The organism is Ensifer sp. MJa1 (genome assembly GCF_037026475.1).
In the GTDB taxonomy this organism is placed as follows: Bacteria; Pseudomonadota; Alphaproteobacteria; order Rhizobiales; family Rhizobiaceae; genus Ensifer.
Map to the genome: position 1 here is coordinate 201,753 of NZ_JAKUMO010000009.1, position 23,798 is coordinate 225,550.

Sequence of the window (23,798 nt, forward strand, 5' to 3'; positions counted from 1 at the left end):
TCCGGGCTCGTCATTGCCGTCTCCACACGTCGTCTTCAGGCTCATCATTGAGCGCGGCAAGGAAGGCCGTGAGCGCGGCATTGAAGCGGTCCGGCCGCTGCAACGGCGCGAAGTGGCTGACGCCGTCAAGCAGGATGAATGCGGCGCCGGGAATGCTGCGGGCGAGATAGTCCGCATGTTCGCGCTTGATGAACTCGTCGTTTTCGCTTTGGACGATTGCGACCGGCACTTGGATCTTGCCGAGATCCTCGGCGGTGTAGTTCGGCTCGGTCCTCTGCATCGCGCTCACGGCATCGACGAAGGCGCCGAAATCATCCGGCGTTGCCGATAGCTGCCTGTAGTCGCTCGAATGGCGGCCGAAGCAACGGTCGAGCATCGGGCTCGGCTCGATCTCCTTCGTTCCGCTCGGATCCATGTTGCAGGCGAAGAAGAACACGCCGCTGGCCCTCTCCGGCGCCATCGAGGCGAGGACCATCGCGATGCAGGCGCCGTCGCTCCAGCCGGCGAAGGCCGCCTTTTGAAGCTCCAGCCTGTCCATGACGGCAAGCACGTCCAGGGCCATGAGGTCATAGCTATAGGGCCGGGCATCACGCGTGCTGCGGCCATGGCCACGGCTGTCGATGAGGACGACACGGTGGCCAGCCTCAAGCAATGCCGGGACCTGAAAGCCCCAGTTGCCACTGTGACCGAGACCGCCATGCAGCAGGACGACCGGCGTGCCCAATCCATAGGTCGTATACCAGATGCGCGCACCGGCGCGCTCGACGTAGCCCTCGACGGCCGGGGCCGGGAGGGGGGCCGCGCCACGCTCGGAAAACCTGGCAAGGTCACCGTCCTGGAATTCCATGGCCTGGTCTCCCCGTTCATTCGATCACGCAAAACAGGTGCTGCTTCTAGCCAGTTTCTCCGAAACAAGTGGCGCGGCCGCGTTGCTTGGTTCGCGAAGCAGGGCGCCTAGTTCACCGGTTGCGGCTCGGGGAAGTGCCAGGTGCCGTCGAGGATCTCCTTGCGCGGCCGGTAGAGCCGCACCGTGTAGTTCCAGCCGTCGACCACGGGCAGGCAATTGGCGATCTTGCCGTCGCAGCCGCCGAACTGAATCGCAACGCTGCCGTCGTCACCCTTCTTGGCGGTGATGTTGTTGATCGCATAGGCGTCGTAGGGATTCTTCTCGTAGAAACCTTGCGCGTCATAGACACTGACCGACCAGAAGGCGTCGACCGGCACGTCCTTGACGTCGAGCTTGTAGATCGTCTTGCCATCGTTCTTGGCCGGCGTCACGTTGAGATAGGTCGCGTCCTTGTCCGGGTTGCCGCCCCAGCCGGTTGCGGTGCCGATCAGGTGGCGGACCGGGTCGACCTCCGCCTTGGTGCCGAAGGCCTTCTTGAAGTCCGGCATGGTGGCACCAAGCGCGAGCAGCGCCTCGCGCACCTTCTTCTGGCTGGCCGGATCCCAGGCGGGCACCTCGAACTTGCCTTCAGCTTTCTGGCTGACCTTGATCGCGTCCTGCAGCGCATGGACTTCGGCGATTTCCTTCGGGTCGGCCGGATCGACGAGCGTGCGGATGCCAACGACGACGTAGCGCGTGCCGACCTTTTCCTTGGTCAGCGTCGTCTCGCCGGCGCCATAGACGACCTCGGGCACATAGTGATCCTCGCTGATCACCTGCATCGACATGAAGCGCTTTCCCGCGTCCGGCATGGTGATGGTGACCGGGCCGGCATCGAGATCGAACACGGCCGACGAATAGAGCGTGTCGCGGTTGAGGCGGATGACGGTCTGATTGTCGATCGAAGCTGGCTCGCGCCGGTGGACGAATTTGCCGAAGGCACCGTCCTTGACCATGCTGGCCGCATACATGTCGCTCTCGGCGCGAATGAAATTGTCAACGCCGACGGTCACGGGTTCGGCGGCGCTAGAGGACGTCGCGCCAGCGATCACCAAAATGCTGGCTGCGAAGAGCGAACGGGGATGCAACATCATCGGGTTCCCTTTTGATCAGTTGGCGCGCTGCATCGGCGGCGCTTTCCATTTGCCGTCCAATGCGTCTTGCTTCGGCCAGTAGAGCCGCATCGCGGTGAAGAATGGGCCATCAGGTGCCGGCAGCCAGTTGGCTTCCTTGTCAGCGCCCGGCGTCTCGTGCTGGATGTAGAGCGTCACACCGCCGTCGACGTCCTTCTTCAGATCCGCAACCATCGGCGAATTGATGAGGTAGCGGTTGAGCGGATTGGCGTAGAGCAGGCTTTGCGGCAGTTCGTAGAGCGTCAGCGACCAGAAGGCGTTGACCGGCGGCAGTTGGCCAGGCTCGAAGCGCAGCGTGTACTTGTTTTCACCCGAAAGCGGCGTCTTGTCGTCGCTGGTGAAATAGACGGGATAGATCGCCTCGTCCTTGGAGTTGCCGTAAATGCCGAGCACGGCGCCGGACATGCGGTCGAGGTTGCGACCGTTCAGATACTCACGCGTGCCGAAGCTGTCGCCGCTCGTCCGCTTCCCGGTATCGAGTTCGGTTTCCTTGAACTCCTTGAAAGCAGCCCAGGCGTCGGCGATGCCACCTTCGATCGCCTGCTGCATGTCAGGAGAAAATGTGTCGAAGTCGAAGCGCTTGCCACCGCCGACATTGATCTTGGCGAAGCGCTCCATCAGACCGGTTTCGGATGGGTTCGTCGGGCAGAAACCGAGCACGAAGTTGAGAATCTTGAAGAATTCGGGCGAGGACTTTTCAGCGTCGGCGCTGAGCGGTGTCACGAAATCGACGGTCGCGGCCGGTGCCGGTGCCGGCCGGCCGAGGAAGCTCGATAACGGCTCGACCTTGTATCCCGCCTGGATCTTCTGGACGTTCTCGATGTCGGCGGGATTGAACATCTGCGTGCGGTAAAGCACGAAGGCGAACTCGGTTTCCGAGCGGATCACCGCCTTGATACCCGGCGGCGTTTCGCCTTTCCAGCCTGGTCCCGCCAGCAGGAAGCTGCCGGCCTCGTTGCCCGTGGCGCGGCTGCCGACATAGGCGAAATTGAACGTGTACATGTCGATGAACTGGAGCGAGTAGTAGCGCTCCTTCTCGACCGCCGGCACGGTCAAGACCAACGGCTCGGCACGCAGGTCTGCGCCGAGGAACGAGTAGGGCGTATCGGAATTCGGCGTCTGGATCGCCTTGTCCTCGGGCGTATAGACACGGGCGGTGTTGTTGAGCGTGTTCCAGCCGCTCTTGAACTCCGGGTTGCCACGATCGACGAAATAGGAATGTTGCACCCGGTAGCTGTCGACGAGCGGGAAGCCGTAGACATAGGCGTCCTTGGCGATGGCGCGGGCCTCGTCTGCGGAGATGCCGATATCGGCAGCGGTCGCGCTTGTCATCTTGAGTGCGGGCAGTGTCGTTGCAAGAGCCCCGAGCACCAGCAGAGACCGTCGTTTGAGCATGGCAGATTCCTTCGGATGATCGCAGACAATCGTGCCAGTTCGAGGCGCTACCGCAAGTACGTAACGGTTACGGCGCTGGTGAAGTGTCTCGCCGTTGCACGCCGATGGCGCCGCCTGCCAAGCTGCGGTAACATCGCAGCTGGAGTACATCGTACGTTGAGAGCTCGTCGATGGAGCGCCGCCTCGCTGCCGTCCTGATCGCGGATGTCGTCGGTTACAGCCGCTTGAGCCGGCTGGACGAGGAAGGGACGCGCCTCAGATTCCAGTCGGATCTCTCCAGTATCCTAGAGCCGCTGTTTCTTGAGCACCACGGGCGTCTGGTGAAGACGATGGGCGACGGGTTGCTCGTCGAATTCCGCAGCGTCGTCGACGCGACGCAATGTGCAATCGAAATCCAGCGATGCAAGGCGGCGGCCGAAGCCGACAAGGGGCAGAATGGCGAGAGGCTGGATTTCCGCATCGGCATCAATCTCGGCGACATCATCGTCGAGGGCGACGACATCCATGGCGATGGCGTCAATATTGCCGACCGGGTGCAAGGTTTGGCCGAGCCTGGCGGCATCGCCATTTCTGGCACCGCCTATGACCAGGTCGGCTCCAAACTGAAGGCCGGTTTCGTCTCGCTCGGGTCGCAACCGGTGAAGGGATTGGCCGATCCGATCCGGGTTTACCGTGTGCTTCTGGACCCGGACGCCGCCGGCCGGACAATCGTTGAGAAAAACCGACGACGCGCGGCCTGGGTCAAGGGGCTGACCGCAGGTCTTGCCGCGATCGCGCTCCTGGCTGCGGCCGCCTGGTGGCAGCCCTGGACATGGGTCGGACAGGCGGGGCCGGCGCAACGCTTCGCCTATCCGTTGCCGGACCAGCCATCCGTTGCGGTGCTGCCCTTCATCAATGTCAGCGGCGACAGCGATCACGACCATCTGGCAGAAGGGCTGACCGACGATCTCATCACCGAATTGTCGAAAGTGTCCGGCCTCTTCGTCATTGCCCGCCATTCGGTGTTTGCGCTCAAGGGGAACGCTACCAAGATCCAGGACGTGGCTGCCGAACTCGGCGTGCACTATGTGCTGGAGGGCACGTTGCAGCGGGCCGACCAGCGGTTGCGCATCAACGTCAAACTGATCGATGCGGTGAGCGGGCTGTCGCTCTGGGCGGAACGTTATGACCGGCAATATGCCGACCTCTTTGCGGTGCAGGACGATGTCATCGGCAAGATCATCGCCGCACTCGAGGTGAAGCTCAGCGAAGGCGAACGCGACCAGCTGGCGCGAATCCCGACCGACAATCTCGAGGCCTATGACAATTACATGCGCGCCGAGCAACAGGGTCTCATCTGGCGCGATGTCGACACCTATCGCCAGACACTGGGCTACTACCAGCGCGCGATCGATCTCGATCCGAACTTCGCCGACGCCCATGCCGGCATCGCCCGCGTGGCGGTCGACGTCTGGCGCAACGATTACAACTATCTCTGGTCTGCGGCCGTTGCCCGCAAGATCGCCTATGACGCAGCGGGACAAGCGCTGAAGCTCGATGCCAACAATGCCCGTGCTCACACGGTGCTGGCGCTGCTGCAGCTGGTCGACGGCCGTCCGTTGGAGGCCAAGGAATCGGCGCTTCGAGCCGTCTCCGCGCAACCCAACGACGCCGAGGCTTTGGCCAATCTGGCGCTGGTGCTTGCCCAATCCGGTGAACATGAGCAGGCTCTCGACGACATCGAGCGGGCGCTGAGGCTCGATCCTTCGCCGTCATCCAGCCTGCAGCTCTTGGCAGGCATCGTCTACTACACCGCGCGCCGTCTCGAGAAGGCGATCCCGTTGATCGAATCGGCCGGTGCATCGTTGCCGAAGGTCGAGGCGGTGCGGGAGTATCTGGCCACCGCCTATGCGCAACGCGGCGACCAGCAGAGTGCTGCAGCGGAGGCGGCCGAGCTGTTGAAGCTGTTCCCCGACACCAACCTCAGCTATTACGGCTACCTCTACGATTACTGGCGGCAGGAAGACCTCTATCGCCACCTCTTCGGGCTTCGCGTCGCGGGTATTCCCGAATGGCCCTTCGGCTTCGTCGGTGCCGCCAGCGACCGGATCGGCCCGGCGGAACTCAAGCAGCTGACCACCGACAAGACCTGGGTTGGCGTGCACAAGAACGGCACGAGCTTCGCGCAGTTCTTCGACAAGGACGGCAACACCGCCTATCGCACCAGCAACACCAACATCACCGGCCGCATCGAGGTGAAGGGCAACCAGCTCTGCGAGAAATATGACGGATACTTTCTCGACCGCATGGTCTGCGGCTATGTCTACCGCAACACGGCAAAGGGCGAACGCAACGCCGACTACATCAGCGTCACGCCGCAGGCTCTGAAATTCTTCTCGATCGAACGGTGATCGCGATCACCGTTCGATCCATACCTGGTCAGGGCTGGGGCTTTGTCCAGTTGATGTTCGCCTTCTCGGTGAGCAGCGTCTGCTCGACCTCGGACCAGTGCTTGCGCGAATCGACCACCTTGTTGGGGTTCTTCACCAGACCGTCGGCCGCACCCGGATCGTAGCTGAGATAGAGCTTATTCTCGATGATGCGCCATGCCTTCGGATCGATGTTGGTCGTCACCGTGCCGAAGGAAACGCCATCGGCGCAGTAGCCGCCATATTGCGGCGCGTATCGGGTCGGCTCCTTCATGAACTGGTCGCGGTGCTCGGCACTGGCGAACTGCCAGGTGGCGCCGAGCCAGCGATAGCTGAAGTCGGGTGAGCCTTCGACCGCCTTGTTCTCGGTGAAATAGGCGACCGGGTCGTAGCCCTTGATCGCCACGTCGCCGAAGTAGCCGGTGTTGACGGGCTCTTCCGCAAGCGACGGGCCGACGGACGCAATGAGCGCCGCAGTCGCTGCGATCGCAAATGCTATGGAGTGTCGAGACATGCCATTTCCTCCGTTTCCGGATCTGGTTCATTGCCGTTTGGTGCATTCGCCATAAAGCCACTCGCCGACGAGTTCGGCCTTCTGGCATGTGGCCCCGGCCTTCAGGAGAAGCTCGGCGGTTGGCCAGTACGATCGCCAGCCGGCTTGGGTGAGCGGTGTATAGCCGTTGCGTTCCTTGGCCTCGATGTCGGCCTTGTTGGCGAGCAGGAAAGCCACCACCTCGACGTGCCCTTCCTCGGCAGCCGCATGCAGCGGCGACATCTTGTAGAAGTTGGCGACGTCGTTGACCGCAGCACCCTTGGCAACGAGCAGCTTGACGGTTTCGAGACTGCCGCCATAGGCAGCCGCATGCAGCGCCGTCAGGCCACCCTTGTTGCGGATATCGACGTCGTTGCCGCGGTCGATGAGGAGCGCGACCACCTCGGTGCGTCCTTTCAGGGCCGCAATCAGCAGCGCCGGCTCACCGGCCGCGTCCGGCTCGGTTATGTCGGTTCCCTGGTCGAGCAATTGCTTGACGCGTTCCGTATCGCCGTCCCGTGCCGCGTCATGCAAGGGGCCGGCCATGGCCGGCGCGGTAAGAAACGCCACCGCGGCCAGGCAAGCAAAGAGTGATTTCATCGCGTAACCTCCGCCCCAGCTTCGGTCTCGCCCAACTCCAGCGCTGCGCGTCCGATCAGATGCGCAAAGGTCGCTGCAGGACTTTGAACTGCTGCATGTTTTTCCCTGGATCACCCAGGATTTCAGGAGACATGCGGCAGAAGGAGCGAAAATACCACAGGGCGGCCGGTGGAAACAGGCGTTACCACCATCAGGACCATACTCCTTTCGGGCGATTTACGCCTGCGGATGCGCCTCAGGCGGCGACCCGCATCAGGTCGAGCATGCGGCCGATGGCGCTCGGGATGGGCGCGATGATCGGCGTCGAAAACATCGGCTGCAGTTCGTCAGCGGCCTGGCCGAGCGGGCCGCCGCCGATGATGACGGCCTCGGCACCGTCTTCTTCGATGCATTGGCGAACGGCCTCACCGAGCGCCGAGAGCAGACGATCCGGATGAGCGGAGAGCGCGAGCGGATCGCCTGACGTGCAGCGGATGCCTGTGTATTGCGGCCAGACACCAAGGTCACGGGCGCGGTTGTCGATGGCCTCAATCAGCTCCGGCGTCGTAGTGGCGACGCCGAACTTGCGGCCATTCAGCGAAGCCTCGATCATCGAGGCCTCGCAGATGCCGATAACGGGGATGTCGAGCCGCTGCTTGAGGGCGGCAAGACCGGGATCGCCGAAGGCGCTGACGACGATGCCGCGGCATCCAGCATCGTGTTTTTCGCCGATCTCGACGACCTCGGCAGCGGCGTCAGTCAGTTGCTCAGGTGTGACGATCATCGGCGGGTTCCGCATGGCCGTGGCGACTGCCACGGCCATGCGTCCTGATGCAGCCCGGCGTGCGATGGCGACCATCATGTCGCTGGTGGCACGCGAACTGTTCGGGTTGATCAGAAGGATATGTGCGCTCACGTTCTCAGTTCCACGCCGACTTTGATTTCAGAAGTGTCAGCCTTTGCGAGGTCCGCATCGGCAGGCTGGGTGAGGTCTTCCATCGACATGCCGTAGGTCTCAGGCCCGAGCTGGATGCAAAAGGCGAAGACCGCATACATGCCGGCGGCGAGGCCGAACACGCCGACCATGCCGTAGACGTCGAAGAGGGCGCCGGCGATGGTGGGGATGAAGGAGCCCGCAGCCGAACCGGTTGCCAGGATCAGCGCCACGCCGAAGGCGCGGATGCGGGTCGGGAAGAGTTCGGGCGCATAGATCCAGATCGAGGTGTTGAGCAAGAGCACGAAGAACTGGAAAATCGCGCCGAACATCAGCACCAGATAGATGTTGGCGCCGAGATAGGCGATGGAGACGGCTGCAAGGCAGGCGCAGGCTGCACCGAGCGTCAGCACTCTTTTACGCGGGAAGTAATAGCCGAACATCGAGGCGGCGATGGCGCCGAGCACGCTGCCGCTCTGGATGATCATGCTGTAGAGCAGGCTGCCCTGCAGCGTGTAACCCATGGAGACGAAGATGATCGGCATCAGCGTCAGCACCGAAAGCTGGGCGCCGTAGCTCATCAGGATGGCGATGGCGACGGGGATGGTGCGGCCGAGATAGGGAGCGCGGAAAAGCTCCTTCCAGTCGCTCTTGACCGGCTCTTCGTCCTTCAGGTGGTCCTTGGTCAGATACTCCTGGACCTTGAGGTTGCGCGGCCGCAGCGAGCCAGAAGCGAGGATCGAAAGCACCTTGTTGGCCTCGTCGATCTTGCCTTGCGAGGCGAGGAAGCGCGGCGTTTCCGGTACGAAACGACGGTAGAAGACGACGAGCAGGGCCGGGAGCGCGAGGGCGGCGAAGAGCCAGCGCCAGCTGTTTTCACCCGGGAAGAGGGTGAAGATCATCAGGCCGAAGGCGGGTGCGAGGAAGTTGCCGAAGCCACCGGCGCCGACATTGACGAGGCCGGCCGCGGTGCCGCGGAACTTTGGCGAGCAGAATTCCGACAGCATCGTGACTGCGGTCGAAATCTCGCCGCCGACGCCGAAGCCGACGATGGCACGGGCAAAGCAGAGCGTTGCGAAGTTCGGCGCCATGGCACAAGCCGCCGAGCCGATGGTGAAGAGCAGGAGGTTGATGGTCAGCATCACGCGACGGCCGTAGCGGTCGCCGAGGATGCCGGAGAGCAGACGGCCGATCGCCGCGCTGCCGAAGGTGATGGTGTTGAGGAAGCCGATGTCGGTTCCCGTCAGGCCCCAATGCTCCTTCAGGATGGGGCCGGCGACGCCGATGGTGTTCTGCTCGAAGCTGTCGAAAAGGCAGCCGATGAGCACGAGGGCGAGGATCTGCTTGTGGGCGCCGGTGACGCCGATCTTGGTGAAGGCTGATTCCAACTGTCTGATGACCGGCGATGACCTGCCGGAAGGCACCATATTTTCCGCTGCCATGGTTCGTTCCCCTTTATGGCTTAACAACGTGAAAATGTGAAAACTCAGTTTCATGAAATCTACATCATGAAATCTCAGTTTCATAGAAGATTCTATGACGCGCTGCGAAAGGATCAGGACCTTCGCAGAACAATGCAGGGAATGCAGGTTTCGTGCCATCTTATGAGAAACTACAGTTTCTCGTTTTCTGTCAGGGCCTTGGCGACGGGCCATCGTCGCAACGGCGTCTGAAACTCAGGTTTCTTGTGCCTGAAAAATGTTCTGGCGTTTCAGGCAAATGCCCAATCGGCGCTCACAATTCCTCAAGCGCATCGTTGATGGCTTCGATGCCACGCAGCCGATTGCGGCCGGAAGTGCCGGCGATTTCGATGCATCGGGTGGTCAAGAGATGGCAGAGCGCCATCACCGAGACGTGGTTGAAGAGGGGGCCTGGCGCCAGAGTCTGGCAGCGGAAATGCCATTCCGCCTGGTTGAGGAAGGGCACGCCCTCATCGGTGATGTAAAGCAGCCGCGCGCCTGATTTTTCGAGCTGCGCGAGGATGGGTTCCATCAGGGAGACGCGCCGGCGCAGGCCGAAGAGGATGACGACATCGTCACGGCCGATGCTGACCAGGTGCTCGCCAAGCGTCTGGCCGCCGCCGGGAATGGCGGCGATGTTCTCTATCACCTGCGTCATCTGCCATTGCAGATAGGTGGCGAAGGAGTGGCTGGCGCGAAAGCCGATGACCCAGACCTTGCGGGCGCCGAGAATTGCGGCCGCCGCCGCCGTCACCTGGGTTTCGGAAATGGCGAGAAAGGTCGCCTCGATATTGGCGACGCCCTGGGCGACGTGCGACGTGAGCGACTGTTCGCCGCCGCTGTCGGTCGCGGTTGCGAGAAACAGGCGAGACCCCGTCTGCTTGTCGGCGCGGGCATGGCGGCGCGCTTCCTCGTAATTGTCGTAGCCGAGGCGCTGGATGAAGCGGGAGACGGTCGCCTTCGACACATGCGCCAGCGCCGCCAGTTCCTGGGCCGAGTAACTGGCGACCTCGCCTGGAAAATCGCAGAGGAAATCCCCCAGCCGCCGTTCGGCCGGATGCAGGTCCGGCAGCACCTGACGGACACGGGTGAGGAAGGAACGTTCTTTGGGGCTCATGCGATTTCCATGAAACTGTCGTTTCACGGCAATCTCTGATTTTCGCGGGGATATTGCAAGCGAGGCGGGCGGGTGCCGCCTCGCTTTCAACGGCGTACGGACGAAGGTCTTTCCTTCGCCGTCAGTACTTCGACGGCACGTGGAGCTCCGGCGGCAGCACCTTGCGCTCGTAGTCCGGGTTGAAGACGCGTTCCGGCAGCGAGATTTCCTCGTGCGGTACGTCCTCGTAGGGGATCTGCGTCAAGAGATGGTCGATGCAGTTCAGCCGGGCGCGTTTCTTGTCGTTGCCTTCGACGATGTGCCAGGGGGCTTCCGGGATGTTGGTGCGAGCGAAGGTCTCTTCCTTGGCCTTGGTGTAACCTTCCCAGCGTACCCGCGACTGCAGGTCCATCGGCGAGAGCTTCCACTGCTTCAAGGGATCGTGGATGCGCACCAGGAAGCGCATCTGTTGCTCCTCGTCAGTGATCGAAAACCAGTACTTCACCAACCGGATGCCGGAGCGCACCAGCATGCGCTCGAATTCCGGCACGTCGTCGAAGAACTGCTCGACCTGATCTTCGGTGGCAAAGCCCATGACGCGCTCGACGCCGGAGCGATTGTACCAGGAGCGGTCGAAGAGCACGATCTCGCCGCCGGCGGGCAGGTGCGGCACGTAGCGCTGGAAATACCATTGCGTCTTTTCGCGGTCGGACGGCGCCGGCAATGCGGCGACGCGCACGACGCGCGGATTGAGCCGCTGGGTGATGCGCTTGATGACACCGCCCTTGCCGGCGGAATCACGGCCCTCGAAGATCACCACCACCTTTTCCTTGTGGTAGACGACCCAGTCCTGAAGCTTGATCAGTTCCGACTGCAGCTTCAAAAGCGTGCGGAAATATTCGATACGCGGGATCGATGGCGGGTGGCTCTTTCGGTAGATCTTGCGGATCTCTTCCGACAGCGCCGGTTCGGAGAGCTCGAGCTCGTAATCCTCATCGAGCGTGTCGGCCAGTTCCGCTTCCAGCCAGTCCTGTGTTTCGTCGTTCGAACTGTTCATCTGACCCTCCGGATACGATGTGCCCAGCGACAGCTTTTGGCGATGCTATCGTTAGTCGGCTTATTTCACAGGCGCATGAAGGGAATTTGACGACGGGGCAGCTGGGCCCGTTCGCCACTATCCCTTGAGATACCAGCCCCAGGGCTCGTCCGCGTCGAAACTGGTGATCTGCTTGGTCTCGAGATAGTTGGACAGGCCCCAGCGGCCGAGTTCCCGGCCGATGCCCGATTGCTTGTAGCCGCCCCATGGCGCTTCGGGGAAGGTTGGCTGCGAGCAATTGATCCAGACGATGCCGGCGCGAAAAGCGCGGGCGACGCGCTCGCAACGTTCCTTGTCGGCCGACATGACGGCGGCAGCCAGACCGAAGCGGCTGTCATTGGCCATGCGGATCGCATCGGCCTCCTCGCGGAAGGGCTTGACGCAGACGACCGGGCCGAAGATTTCCTCGCGCCAGACGAAACTGTCCTCGCGCATATCGATAAGAACCGTTGGCTCGATGAAGAATCCGGTATTGAGGTTGGCCGGGCGACCGCCGCCGGCGGCCACCGTGGCGCCGTCCTGACGGCCCCGGTCGATCGCGCCCATGATCTTGTCGTACTGGCCCCTGGAAACGATGGGCCCGAGCAGGGTGCCGTCTTCCAGTCCGTTGCCGATGGTGATCTTGGCAGCCTCCTCGCACAGTCGCTTCACGACCGCCTCGTAGATCTCCTCCTCGACGAGCACGCGCGAGGTCGCCGAGCAGACCTGGCCCTGGTTCCAGAAGATGCCGAACATGATCCATTCGACGGCCCTGTCGATATCGCTATCGGCAAAGACGACGAAGGGCGACTTGCCGCCGAGTTCCAGGCTGACGTTCTTGATGTCCTGGGCGCCGGCCATCATCACCTTGCGGCCGGTCACCACGGAACCGGTGAAGGCGAGCTTGTCGACGAGCGGATGTTCGGTGAGCGGCTGGCCGGCGTCCTGGCCGGTGCCGGTCACGATGTTGAGCACGCCTGGGGGGAGCCCCACCTCCTCGGCAATGACGCCGAGCTCAAGTGCTGTCAGCGGCGTCAACTCCGAAGGCTTGAGCACGATAGTGCAGCCGGCGGCCAGCGCCGGCGCCACCTTCCACGACACCATCAGCAGCGGATAGTTCCACGGCGTGATCGCGCCGACGACGCCAAGCGGTTCGCGCACGGCGCGCGCCGTGAAACGGCTGTCGCTGACGGCGATCGTCTCCTCGGGGTCGGTGTCCAGTTCCTCGGCAAGGCCGGCATAGTAGCGAAAGCAACCGGCGGCATCGTCAATATCCCACAACGCTTCCGGCAGAGGCTTGCCATTGTCGGCCACCTCGAGCCGCGCCAGCGAATGACGCTTCTCCTCGATCTTGGCCGCGATTGCGCGAAGATAGGCGCCGCGCTCAGTGCCGGATAGTTGCCGCCAGCCGCCATTGTCGAAGGCGATACGAGCGGCTTTCACGGCCCGGTCTATGTCTTCATAGGTTGCCGCGGGTGCGCGATGGATGATTTCCTCCGTCGCCGGGTCGATGACGTCGAACGTGCCCCCGCGCCGTGGTTTCTCCCATTTGCCGTCGATGAACAACCGCTCCTGCATGCCATACCCCTCAAAAAGCCCGGTGTGAGTATGGCCAGTGAAAGCGAAACGCGCCAGCCGCAAGTTACGGCTGGCGTTGGTGTTTTTGGTTCGGCGCTCTCTGGGGGAGACACGATGGTCCAGTCGCTTGGCCTGTTCGGCAACTGATATGAGTGGGCGAGCGCTAGCGCGTCACGCTCGCCAATGCAGGAGAGGCATTCGCGATCTGGGTGACGATCATGCCGCCGATGATCAAAAGCAGGCCGCTGAGCCGTGCCGCATTGACCGGTTTCACCGGAAAGCCCATCAGGCCGAAATGGTCGATCATCATGGAGATGACCATTTGACCGGCGATCACGGCGACAATGAAGCTTGCCGCGCCGAGCTTCGGCGCAAGGAGGAGAGCCGCGGTGATGTAGATCACGCCGGCGACGCCGCCGATCCAGAGCCACCACGGACCCTTGAATGCCACCGCGAGACTTGGCAACGGCGCCCGGAAGGCGATCAGCATCGGCAAGACGAGAGCCAGGCTGACGCCGAGAGAGACGACCGTCGCCCAGAGCGGATGGCCGAGGAGGCGACCAAGAGTGGCATTGGCGCCGGCCTGGAGGGGGACGACGGCGCCGGCGAAGACGGCTGCGGCAAGCAACAGGAGGGAGGAGAGTGTGGGCATTGTTGTTTTCCTTCTTGATTGCCCCATTCTCTCCTATCAGCTTGAGGAATGGAAATTCCAAAATCGCACATGCTATATTCGTTCTATGAATAATCTCGCTGGAATTGACCTGAACTCGCTGGTGGTGCTCGACGCACTGCTGACCGAGCGCCATGTCTCACGTGCGGCCATCCGCTTGAACAAGAGCCAACCGGCGGTCAGCCATGCGCTGGCGCGCTTGCGGTCCCTGTTCGACGATCCGCTGCTCGTGCGCCATGGCGGACAACTGGAACCGACGTTGCGGGCGCTGGAGATCGCGCCGCGGCTCGCCGAGGCCCTGGCGCACATGCGCCAGCTCGTGGGATCGCAAGCGTTCGATCCGGCGCGAGAACGCCATGTCTTTCGGCTGGCGATGTCTGATTACGCGGCACTGGTTCTGCTGCCGCAGTTGATGGCGACGTTGCGTCAGCGTGCGCCAAACGTCGATCTCATCGTCAGCCAGGCGAGCCGTGAAGTGATGATGTCGCAAGCGGTCGACGGCGAGATCGACCTGGCGCTCGGCGTGTTTCCGACGCTGGCCGAGGATCTGAGGACATCGCTTTTGTTTGAGGAGGACTTCGCCTGCCTGGCCGATGCCGCGAGCCTTGGCGGTGAAAGGACGATGGCCCTCGCCGCGTATCTGGAGCGGCCGCATGTTCTCGTTTCGCTGCGCGGCGACACCGGCAACGAGATCGACCTGGCTTTGGCGGCGGTGGGGCACAAACGCCGCATCGCCCTGGCGCTGCCCCATTGGAGCGCCGCACCCGGCCTGGTGCTCGGAACCGATCTCGTGCTGACGGTCGCGCGCCGTATCCTTCCGAACGCTGCTGAGGCCGGGCCGTTGACGGTCTTTGATCCGCCCTTTGCCATCCCGCCCTTTGCCTTCAGGCAGATCTGGCACCGCCGGCGCGACGGCGACCCCGCCCATCGTTGGGTCCGAGACCTGATCGCCGGTATGCTCGCGCCGTTGGAGAATGTTTCGGGCATCGTGTCGCCTTGAGAATGCGATCCCGAAACTGAAAAGGCCCGGTGCGGCGGTGCCGACCGGGCCTTCTTCAAGGACTTTGTTTGGCGTCAGTCGTGGCTGACGCCCTGGATCGCCGAAACCTGCCATTCCGCACCCGGCTTGCGGACGAAGGTCCAGAGCTCGACGGCTTCAGTCAGATTGTCCGGATCGCCGCTGATCACCTTGCCGGTGGCGCGGTCGCGCATCACGTCGATGCTTTCGTAACGCATGGCAACGGTCGCGTAGTCGGTTCCGTTTTCCGACCAGGCTTCCGCCACGTCGCCCTGGACAAGGTGCACGTCACGGACATCGTTCTTCACGCCACTCGTTGCGTTGTCGCTGAGCTCTTCGGCGAGATAGGACATGGCTTCCGGCGTCGTCAGGCGACGCAGCGTGCCGTAGTCTTCCGCGGCATAGGCGGCCTGAACGTCCTTCAGCATCTTTTCGAACTGGTCGAGGTCGGACGACTGAACGCCGATTTCATCCGCAGGGCCGTCGGTGACAGGTGCCGGGGCAGGGGCTGCCATGGGGCGCGCGTTCGCCTGTCCCGCCGGTTGGCCACCGCCGATGCTCGGAATCTTGAACGACGGCATGCCGTTCGACTGACCCGACGAGCGCTCGGACGGACCGGCATAGGCCGTCTGCTGACGGTTGCGGCCGAAGAAGCGCATGGCGAGCATGATCAGGCCACCGATCAAAAGCATCTGCACGATCAGGCCGAGGAAACCGGCCGCACCGCCGAAGCCGCCGCCCATCAGCATGCCGATGAGGCCGCCAACCATCAGACCGCCGAGCAGCGAGCCGCCGAAGCCGCTGAAGAAGCCCGGACGGGCGTTCGGCTGGGTGGCGTTGGTCGGGCGCGTCTGGCCGGCTGCCGGATTGGTGGCGGCAGGGCCAGCGTCCTGCCGCGGTGTCATCGAGCGGTCGATCGGTGCTGCGTTGGTCGGCGCCGTGCGGGTGACCGGCGGCTGCGAAAACGTACGGGTGCCGCGGCTGCCGAAGCCGCCGCCCGAACGCCGCGCTTCGGCGACGTCCACAACGGTCAGCGCGACGGTCATGCCGATCGCCATCATTGCCAGAGTTCGTCCAAATCGCCCAAATCGCTGCATTGCCATCACAACCCCTTAGATCTTGCTTGGGCCCAGAACTGGGCCATCAGGGGCTGATATAGGGGCTCAAAGCCTGAGATTTAAGCTTTTCGCGTCGATTTTTGGCCAGTTTACCGTTATCCACCCGCACTCGGTGGGCTGATTCCGGCGTGGAATCAGCACCTTCGATGGCATCAGGCATTGGCATTTCCGGACGCAAAACCGTTGCAGACCTTTGCTGGAACTGCGCTAGCGATTGGCCGCGAGGATCAGGCTTGCCGCTTTTTCGGCGATCATGATCGTCGGCGAGTTGGTGTTGCCCGAGGTGATCGTCGGCATGATCGAGGCGTCGGCAATACGCAACCCCTTGAGCCCCCGCAACCGCAGCTCGGGATCGACGATGCTGTCCGGATCGGCACCCATGCGGCAGGTGCCGACCGGGTGGAAGATGGTCGTGCCGATATCGCCGGCTGCGCGTTTCAGGTCGTCTTCGCTCTCATAGGATGGGCCCGGCTTGAACTCGACCGGGTTGAAGCGGGCGAAAGACGGCTGCTTGACGATGCGTCGTGTCATGCGGATGGCGCTGACGGCGACGTTGCGGTCGGCTTCGGCGGTGAGATAGCGCGGTCGGATGTCCGGCGCCGCGGCAAAGTCCGGACCCTTCAGGTGTACCGAGCCACGGCTTTCCGGTCTGAGATTGCAGACGCTGGCAGTGATTGCCGGGAAGGAGTGAACGGGCTCGCCGAACTTGTCGAGCGAAACCGGCTGGACGTGATACTGCAGATCGGGCGTTTCCTTCTCCGGACCGGACCGTGTGAAGATGCCGAGCTGGCTCGGCGCCATCGCCATCGGGCCGGAGCGTTTCAGCAGATATTCAAGACCGATCGACGCCTTGCCGAAGAGCGAGTTGGCCTTTTCATTGAGCGTCGGCACGCCCGTCACCTTGTAGGCCATGCGCAATTGCAGGTGATCCTGCAGGTTTTCGCCGACGCCCGGCCGCTCATGCCGGACTTCGATGCCGTTTTCCTGAAGCACGTCGCCGCGTCCGATGCCGGAGAGTTCGAGGATATGCGGCGAGCCTATGGCGCCGGCCGAAAGCACGGTCTCGCGGGTCGCACGGGCGCGTTTCACCACGCCGTCGTGCTGGAACTCGACGCCGGCGATGCGGTCGCCCTCGATGATCAGCTTGCGCACATGCGCCTTGGTGAGCACCGTCAGGTTGCCGCGCTTTTGCGCCGGGCGCAGGAACGCCTTTGCCGTGTTCCAGCGGATGCCGGAGCGCTGGTTGACGTCGAAGTAACCCGAGCCCTCGTTGCTGCCGCGGTTGAAGTCCGGCGTTTCCGGGATGCCGGCCTCGGTTGCCGCCTTCTGGAACGCGTCGAGCACGTCCCAGCGCACCCGCGCCTTTTCCACCCGCCACTCGCCGCCGGCCCCGTGCATCTCGTTGGCGCCGCGATAATGGTCCTCGGATTTTTTGAACAGCGGCAGCACGTCGTCCCAGCCCCAGCCGGAGCAGCCGAGCTGGCGCCAGTGATCATAGTCCTGAGCCTGTCCACGCATGTAGATCATGCCGTTGATCGACGAGCAGCCGCCGAGCACCTTGCCGCGGGGATAACCGAGCGAGCGGCCGTTGAGCCCCTCTTCCGCCGCCGTGGTGAAGCACCAGTCGGTGCGCGGATTGTTGATGCAATAGAGATAGCCGACCGGGATATGGATCCAGTGGTAGTTGTCGCGGCCGCCGGCTTCCAAAAGCAGCACGCGATGTCCCAGGTTTTCCGAAAGGCGGTTGGCAAGCACGCAGCCGGCGCTACCCGCCCCGACGACGATGTAGTCGAACGTGTCCATGGTTCTCTCTCAATGTTCGGGGCTCGATCCTTGTTCTATCCGGATCGGGCTATGGCTCCTTCCCGCCCACGGGGGCGGGTGGGGCCAGCTACTGTCTGTGTTCAAATCCAAGCTTGCGGCCGAGCCGCGAATGATAGAACTCGCCGACGATGCCGCGGCGGAAGACCAGCACGCAGACCATGAAAACGAGACCGGTGATGATGGTCACCGGGAATTCCGAGGTCGCGAGGTAGTTCTGCAGCGTCACCACGAGGCCGGCGCCGAAAAGCGGGCCGATCAGCGTGCCGATGCCGCCAAGCAACGTCATCAGGATCACCTCGCCCGACATCTGCCAGCCGACATCCGTCAGCGTTGCAAACTGGAAGACCAGCGCCTTGACCCCGCCGGCAAGGCCGGTGAGTGCTGCCGACATGACGAAGGCGGCGAGCTTGTAGTTGCGCACGGAATAGCCGAGCGACACGGCGCGCGTTTCGTTCTCGCGGATCGATTTCAGGATCATGCCGAAGGGCGAGTGGATGATGCGCCAGATGATGGCGACACCGATGACGAAAACGCCGAGCACGAAATAATACATGTTGGTCGACTGGCTGAGATCGATGAAGCCGAAGAGGTGGCCGCGCGGCACGGACTGGATGCCGTCCTCGCCCTTGGTGAATTCCGCCTGCAGGCAGAAGAAATAGAACATCTGCGCCAGCGCCAGCGTGATCATGGCGAAGTAGATACCCTGCCGGCGAATGGCGAGATAGCCGACGATCAGGCCGAGAAAGGCCGCGCCGACGACGCCGACGAGGATGCCGAGTTCCGGTGGCAGGCCCCATTCCTTGACCGCATGGGCGGTGAAATAGGCGGCCCCGCCGAAAAAGGCCGCATGGCCGAAGGAGAGCAGTCCGGTATAGCCGAGCAACAGGTTGAAGGCGCAGGCAAAGAGCGCGAAGCACAGAAGCTTCATCAGGAACACGGGGTAGAAGAACAAAGGCGCCAGCAGGAGCAGCGCCAGTCCGATCCCAAGAAACACGGTCTGTACGACGACCGGGTTCTTTTCCTTCGGTTTTTCGATGTCGAGTGTCAGCGTCATATCAAGCATCCCGGCCGAAGAGGCCTGCCGGCCGTATCAGGAGAACGATGGCCATGATCACGAAGATCACGATGTTGGAGGCCTCCGGATAGAAGACCTTAGTCAGCCCCTCGGCAACGCCGAGCAGATAACCGGTGACGATCGCGCCCATGATCGAGCCCATGCCGCCAACCACCACCACGGCAAAGACGACGATGATGATGTTCGATCCCATCAGCGGCGAGACCTGGTAGATCGGCGCGGCCAGCACGCCGGCAAGAGCAGCCAAGGCAGCCCCCAGCGCATAGGTCAGCGTCAAGAGGAACGGCACGTTGATGCCGAAGGACTGCACCAGCACCGGGTTTTCGGTGGCGGCGCGCAGATAGGAGCCGAGCTTGGTCTTTTCGATCACCAGCCAGGTGCCGATGCAGACGACAAGCGAGAACACGATCACCCAGCCGCGATAGATGGGCAGGAACATGAAGCCGAGATTGGTGCCACCGGCGAGTGCTGCCGGCGTCGCATAGGGCTGGCCGGAGGCGCCGTAGAGGTAGCGGAAGGTGCCCTCGATCGTCAGCGCCAGGCCGAAAGTGAAGAGCAAGCCATAGAGAGGATCGAGGGTGTAGAGCCGTCTCAGCATCGTGCGTTCGATCACCGCGCCGACCAGGCCGACGGCAATGGGGGCGATGACCAGAGCTGGCCAGTAGCCAAGGCCGAAATAGGAGAGCAGCAGCCAGGCGAAGAAGGCGCCGAGCATGTATTGCGCGCCATGGGCAAAGTTGATGACCCGCAAAAGGCCGAAGATGATCGCAAGCCCAAGGCTCAGGAGCGCATAGAACGAACCGTTGATCAGGCCGATCAGCAATTGCCCGAGGAAGGCCTGCATCGGAATTCCGAAAATCGTGCTCATCGCTCAGACCCCCAGCACGTCATGCAACGTGTCCATGCGGGCCGACAGTTCCGAAACCGGGAACTCGCCGACCATCTGGCCATGGTCCATCAGATAGAAGCGGTCGGCGACCTTGCTGGCAAAGCGGAAGTTCTGTTCGACCAGAAGCACGGTCATGCCGCGCTGCTTCAACGTTTTCAGCACGTCGCCGATGCGCTGGACGATGACGGGGGCCAGACCCTCGGTCGGCTCGTCGAGCAGCATCATGCGCACGCCGGTTCTCAAGATCCGCGCGATTGCCAGCATCTGCTGTTCGCCGCCGGAGAGCTTTGTTCCAGGGCTGCTGCGCCGTTCGTAGAGGTTCGGAAAAAGCTCGAAGATCTCGTCGATCGTCATGCCGCCCTTGGCGACCGCCGGTGGCAGCAGCAGGTTTTCGTGGACCGAGAGCGTCGAGAAGATGCCGCGCTCCTCGGGAATGAAGCCGAGGCCGTGAGGGGCGACCCGGTGCAGCGGCACCTTCATCAGGTCGGCGCCGGTAAAACTGATCTCGCCCTTGCGCTTGCGCACAATGCCCATGATCGAGCGCAGCGTCGTCGTCTTGCCGACGCCGTTGCGGCCAAGCAGCGTCACCATCTCCCCTTCGCCGACGGTCAGGTCGACGCCGTGCAGGATGTGGCTTTCGCCATACCAGGCATTGAGGCCGGAAACTTTCAAAAGCGGTTTCATCTCAGGCCTCCTCGGTGCCCATATAGGCGGTGCGCACGCGCGGGTCGGCCGACACTTTCGTATAATCGCCTTCGGACAGGATCTCGCCGCGCTGGAGCACGGTCACGTGGTGGCAGAGCGTCGAGACGACCGACAGATTGTGCTCGACCATCAGCACGGCACGCTCGCGCGCCACTTCGCGGATGATTTCGGCGACCATGCCGACATCCTCGTGGCCCATGCCGGCCATCGGTTCATCAAGCAGCAGAACCTTCGGGTCGAGCGCCAGCGTCGTTGCGATTTCGAGCACGCGCTTGCGGCCATAGGAAAGGTCGGCGGCAACGGCGTTGCGTTCCCGGTCGAGACCTACCGACCGGATCAACTGGTCGGCCTTGGCGTTGAGGCCATCGAGCGCCGAGATCGGCTTCCAGAACTGGGTCGCCAGCCCGTTCGGCCGTTGCAACGCCACGCGCACATTGTCGAGCACGGTCAGGTGCGGAAAGACGGCCGAGATCTGGAACGAGCGCACCAGGCCCATGCGCGCCACCTTGTCCGGTGCGGTGCGGGTAATGTCTTCGCCAAGCAGCGTGATCGTGCCGTCAGTCGGCTGCAGGAACTTGGTCAGCAGGTTGAACACCGTCGTCTTGCCGGCGCCGTTCGGGCCGATCAGCGCATGCACGCGCGCATGGTGGACGTCGAGATTGACGTTGTTGACGGCCGTGAAGCCGCCAAAGTCACGGCGCAGGCCGCGGGCGGAAAGAACCACCCGCGGCGCGCCATTCGGTTCGTGAACCGGTGCGCCCATTGCGTTACGACTTCACGAGGTCGCAGCCGCTCTTGGCCGGATCGATGAAGGCTTCGGCACCCGGAATGGTGGCGAGCACCTTGAAATAGTCCCAGGGTTCCTTGCTTTCCTCCGGCTTCTTCACTTCGAGCAGATACATGTCGTGGATCATGCGGCCGTTCTCGGCGACCTTGCCGTTTTCGGCAAAGACGTCGTTGACCGGCAGTGCGCGCAGTTCCTTGGCAACCGCGTCGGCATCGTCGGTGCCTGCCTTTTCGATCGCCTTCAGATAGGAGAGCACGGCCGAATAGGTGCCGGCATGCACCATGTTCGGCATCTTGCCGGTGCGCTCCATGAAGCGCTTGCCGAACTTGGCGCTTTCCTCGTTGCGGTTCCAGTAGAAGCCTTCGGTGAGCGTCAGGCCTTGGGCTGCTTCGAGGCCGAGACCGTGCACTTCGGCAAGCGTAAACAGCAGCGCCGCCAGGCGCTGGCCGCCCTGGACGATGCCGAATTCGGCCGCCTGCTTGATGGCGTTCGAGGTGTCGAGACCGGCATTGGCAAGGCCGATCACCTTGGCGCCGGAGGATTGCGCCTGCAGCAGGAACGAGGAGAAGTCCGTGCTCGCCAGCGGATGACGGACGGAGCCGACGACAGTGCCACCGTTTTCCTTGACGTAGTTGCCGGTGTTTTCCTCGAGTGAATAGCCGAAGGCATAGTCGGCTGTCAGGAAGAACCAGCTGTCGCCGCCCTGCTTGACGAGCGCGCCGCCGGTGCCGACGGCAAGCGCATGCGTGTCATAGGCCCAGTGGAAGCCATAGGGCGAGCACTGCTTGCCGGTGAGCTCGGTGGTCGCAGCGCCGGTGTTGATGGTGATCTTCTTCTTTTCCTTCGACAGCGCCTGCACGGCAAGGCCGACCGAAGAGCTGGTGAGCTCCATGATGCTGTCGACCTGCTCGGTATCGTACCATTGACGGGCGATGTTGGAGGCGATGTCGGCCTTGTTCTGGTGGTCGGCGGTAATCACTTCCACCGGTACGCCGAGCACCTTGCCACCAAAATCCTCGACCGCCATCAAGGCTGCCTCGTAGGAGGACTTGCCGCCGAAGTCGGCGTAGACGCCGGACTGGTCGTTGAGGATGCCGATCTTGACCCTGCCGTCGGATGCGTCGGCGAAAGCAGCGGTGCTGCCGGCGAGCATTGCGGCGAGCGTTGCGATCAGTTTCTTCGTCATCATGTCCTCCTCCAGGGTTTCGAACCGACACGAAACAAAGCGCGCAAAAGCACACCGCTTCCGCCACGCTGTTCAGCGATGCCGGATCGTTTATTTCGTTCTGTTCATATTTGGCCAGACATGCTCCTCAGATGTCGGCTCTGTCCGTTACAATCCGGAAAAAAACGCTTGGATGCAAGCGCCGACGACCGTAAATTGCAAACAGGATCTGTTCATTTTCGAACAGATGGGAGCGATCATGAATCCGAATTTCACCTGGGACGATCTGCAGTTCTTTCTGGCGGTCGCCCGCACCGGGCAATTGTCGACGGCGGCGCGGCGGCTCAGAACCAGTCATGCCACCGTGTCCCGGCGGATCGACCGGCTGGAGTTTGCGCTGAAGGTCAAGCTGTTCGAGCGCAATCCGCGCGGCTACGTCCTGACCGGCATGGGGCAGCGTTTTGTCGAGACTGCCGAGCGCATCGAGCGCGAGACTGAGCAATTGCAGCTCGACATCAATGACGGCCTGACGGCCCAACGTGGTGTCGTCCGACTGAGCACGCTCGAAGGCTTCGGCAACTTCTTCCTTGCCGACCGGTTGGCGAGCTTTGCTTCAAGTTACCCGAACGTCTCGCTGGAACTGGTGGCGATCCAGCAGATCATGTCGCTGTCGCGGAAGGAAGCGGATATCCAGGTGGCGCTGACGGCGCCGAAGGCCGGGCCCTATCACTCCGAGGTGCTGACCCCCTATACGCTGCACGTCTATGGCGCGCGCAGCTATCTTGCCAAGCATGCGCCGATCACCAGCCGCAACGATCTCGCGGCGCACCGCTTCGTCGGCTACATCGAGGACATGATCTTCGCACCCGGCCTCGATTATCTCGGCGAGTTGCAGCCGGGGCTGCGCGCGCATTTCCAGAGCTCGAGCATTCTGACCCAGTTGAAGGCCGTGCGGCAGGGGCTCGGTCTTTGCGTGCTGCCGCACTTCATGGCGCGGGAGGAGCCGGATCTCGAAATTGTCCTTCCCGAAGAGATCGAACTCAAGCGTACCTACTGGATGGTTTGTCATCGCGACCTGGTCGCGGTGCCGCGGGTAAGGGCGGTGAGAGAGTTTCTGCTGCAGACGGTGGGGGAGAGCCGGGGCTATTTCACCCGCGAGGCGACGCCGTTGGCGGTGGGTGGGCGGCGCGTGTCGCGACCGTGATTTGCACGGGATGGTGCCGTGTTCGTGCTGGAAGAGGCAAAGCGGGTGATTTGCGGCGCAAAAGCCCCGCTTTTCCGGATCCTTAAATCTGCCGATTTTATCAACAGTCGAAAAACATATTTGTAATCAACATGTTGTCGTTTTTTGAAGGTTTTTTGAAGATCGCTGTTGACGTGTCGGAGGTGAGGGGTCTATAAGCCCGATCACTGACGAGGGCGGCGGCGCTGCTGGCGACGACGACCTTCGCTCTAGAGTTTCCTGGTTGGC

Annotated in this window: 22 protein-coding genes; 3 read left to right on the top strand and 19 right to left on the bottom strand. The window is 62.5% G+C overall.

Annotation, left to right across the window (positions count from 1 at the left end; genetic code table 11):
- Positions 1–10: 10 nt before the first annotated feature.
- The 3 genes from MKZ91_RS14960 to MKZ91_RS14970 all read right to left on the bottom strand — a co-directional run bounded on the left by MKZ91_RS14960 (position 11) and on the right by MKZ91_RS14970 (position 3,414).
- Positions 11–847, bottom strand: coding sequence for an alpha/beta fold hydrolase (locus MKZ91_RS14960; RefSeq protein WP_336171746.1), 837 nt, complete (start codon positions 845–847; stop codon positions 11–13).
- Positions 848–954: 107 nt separating this feature from the next.
- Entirely contained in the window at positions 955–1,977 is a 1,023-nt protein-coding gene (locus tag MKZ91_RS14965) for a DUF1254 domain-containing protein (RefSeq protein ID WP_336171748.1), read from the bottom strand.
- A gap of 18 nt (positions 1,978–1,995) precedes the next feature.
- On the bottom strand, positions 1,996–3,414 hold the full coding sequence (locus tag MKZ91_RS14970; protein WP_442892286.1) for a DUF1254 domain-containing protein: 1,419 nt from the start codon (positions 3,412–3,414) through the stop codon (positions 1,996–1,998).
- A gap of 170 nt (positions 3,415–3,584) precedes the next feature.
- On the opposite strand from MKZ91_RS14970, the gene MKZ91_RS14975 reads away from it, so the two are divergent.
- Entirely contained in the window at positions 3,585–5,804 is a 2,220-nt protein-coding gene (locus MKZ91_RS14975) for an adenylate/guanylate cyclase domain-containing protein (protein ID WP_336171749.1), read from the top strand.
- A gap of 28 nt (positions 5,805–5,832) precedes the next feature.
- Here the strand turns inward: MKZ91_RS14975 and MKZ91_RS14980 are convergent, their stop codons facing one another.
- The 8 genes from MKZ91_RS14980 to MKZ91_RS15015 all read right to left on the bottom strand — a co-directional run bounded on the left by MKZ91_RS14980 (position 5,833) and on the right by MKZ91_RS15015 (position 13,728).
- A complete protein-coding gene (locus tag MKZ91_RS14980) occupies positions 5,833–6,336 on the bottom strand; it encodes a YHS domain-containing (seleno)protein (RefSeq protein ID WP_336171750.1) in 504 nt (167 codons plus the stop codon).
- A gap of 27 nt (positions 6,337–6,363) precedes the next feature.
- A complete protein-coding gene (locus MKZ91_RS14985; protein ID WP_336171751.1) occupies positions 6,364–6,954 on the bottom strand; it encodes an ankyrin repeat domain-containing protein in 591 nt (196 codons plus the stop codon).
- Between the two features lie 235 nt (positions 6,955–7,189).
- Entirely contained in the window at positions 7,190–7,849 is a 660-nt protein-coding gene (locus tag MKZ91_RS14990) for an aspartate/glutamate racemase family protein (RefSeq protein WP_336171752.1), read from the bottom strand.
- Complete coding sequence (locus MKZ91_RS14995) at positions 7,846–9,309, bottom strand: MFS transporter (protein ID WP_336171754.1); 1,464 nt, start codon at positions 9,307–9,309, stop codon at positions 7,846–7,848. Before MKZ91_RS14995 ends, MKZ91_RS14990 begins: the two co-directional genes overlap by 4 nt.
- A 292-nt stretch (positions 9,310–9,601) precedes the next feature.
- A complete protein-coding gene (locus MKZ91_RS15000; protein ID WP_336171756.1) occupies positions 9,602–10,444 on the bottom strand; it encodes a MurR/RpiR family transcriptional regulator in 843 nt (280 codons plus the stop codon).
- A 121-nt stretch (positions 10,445–10,565) separates the two neighbouring features.
- Entirely contained in the window at positions 10,566–11,480 is a 915-nt protein-coding gene (gene ppk2 / locus MKZ91_RS15005; RefSeq protein WP_336171758.1) for a polyphosphate kinase 2, read from the bottom strand.
- A 117-nt stretch (positions 11,481–11,597) separates the two neighbouring features.
- On the bottom strand, positions 11,598–13,076 hold the full coding sequence (locus MKZ91_RS15010; protein ID WP_336171760.1) for an aldehyde dehydrogenase family protein: 1,479 nt from the start codon (positions 13,074–13,076) through the stop codon (positions 11,598–11,600).
- A 163-nt stretch (positions 13,077–13,239) separates the two neighbouring features.
- A complete protein-coding gene (locus MKZ91_RS15015) occupies positions 13,240–13,728 on the bottom strand; it encodes a DMT family transporter (RefSeq protein WP_336171761.1) in 489 nt (162 codons plus the stop codon).
- Between MKZ91_RS15015 and MKZ91_RS15020 the strand changes: the two genes are divergently transcribed.
- Positions 13,721–14,746 carry a LysR family transcriptional regulator gene (locus MKZ91_RS15020; protein ID WP_336171762.1) on the top strand — a complete coding sequence of 342 codons (1,026 nt, stop codon included), beginning with the start codon at positions 13,721–13,723 and terminating at the stop codon, positions 14,744–14,746. The genes MKZ91_RS15015 and MKZ91_RS15020 overlap by 8 nt on opposite strands.
- Positions 14,747–14,820: 74 nt before the next feature.
- On the opposite strand, the gene MKZ91_RS15025 is transcribed toward MKZ91_RS15020, so the two are convergent.
- The 8 genes from MKZ91_RS15025 to MKZ91_RS15060 all read right to left on the bottom strand — a co-directional run bounded on the left by MKZ91_RS15025 (position 14,821) and on the right by MKZ91_RS15060 (position 22,348).
- Positions 14,821–15,822 (bottom strand): Tim44 domain-containing protein, encoded by a 1,002-nt coding sequence (locus tag MKZ91_RS15025; RefSeq protein ID WP_442892288.1) that lies wholly within the window; start codon positions 15,820–15,822, stop codon positions 14,821–14,823.
- An 85-nt stretch (positions 15,823–15,907) separates the two neighbouring features.
- Complete coding sequence (locus tag MKZ91_RS15030; RefSeq protein WP_336171764.1) at positions 15,908–16,042, bottom strand: hypothetical protein; 135 nt, start codon at positions 16,040–16,042, stop codon at positions 15,908–15,910.
- Positions 16,043–16,089: 47 nt separating this feature from the next.
- Positions 16,090–17,685: a GMC family oxidoreductase gene (locus MKZ91_RS15035; protein WP_336171765.1), complete on the bottom strand. Its 1,596-nt coding sequence runs from the start codon at positions 17,683–17,685 to the stop codon at positions 16,090–16,092.
- Positions 17,686–17,773: 88 nt separating this feature from the next.
- Positions 17,774–18,769, bottom strand: coding sequence for a branched-chain amino acid ABC transporter permease (locus tag MKZ91_RS15040; protein WP_336171766.1), 996 nt, complete (start codon positions 18,767–18,769; stop codon positions 17,774–17,776).
- A complete protein-coding gene (locus MKZ91_RS15045; protein WP_336171767.1) occupies positions 18,762–19,649 on the bottom strand; it encodes a branched-chain amino acid ABC transporter permease in 888 nt (295 codons plus the stop codon). Before MKZ91_RS15045 ends, MKZ91_RS15040 begins: the two co-directional genes overlap by 8 nt.
- Positions 19,650–19,652: 3 nt before the next feature.
- The gene (locus tag MKZ91_RS15050; protein ID WP_336171768.1) at positions 19,653–20,354 is read right to left on the bottom strand and encodes an ABC transporter ATP-binding protein; all 702 of its coding nucleotides are present in this window, start codon (positions 20,352–20,354) and stop codon (positions 19,653–19,655) included.
- 1 nt (position 20,355) lies between these two features.
- A complete protein-coding gene (locus MKZ91_RS15055; protein WP_336171769.1) occupies positions 20,356–21,138 on the bottom strand; it encodes an ABC transporter ATP-binding protein in 783 nt (260 codons plus the stop codon).
- A 4-nt stretch (positions 21,139–21,142) separates the two neighbouring features.
- Positions 21,143–22,348, bottom strand: coding sequence for an ABC transporter substrate-binding protein (locus MKZ91_RS15060; RefSeq protein WP_336171770.1), 1,206 nt, complete (start codon positions 22,346–22,348; stop codon positions 21,143–21,145).
- A 238-nt stretch (positions 22,349–22,586) separates the two neighbouring features.
- On the opposite strand from MKZ91_RS15060, the gene MKZ91_RS15065 reads away from it, so the two are divergent.
- Entirely contained in the window at positions 22,587–23,531 is a 945-nt protein-coding gene (locus MKZ91_RS15065) for a LysR family transcriptional regulator (RefSeq protein ID WP_336171771.1), read from the top strand.
- Positions 23,532–23,798: the final 267 nt, after the last annotated feature.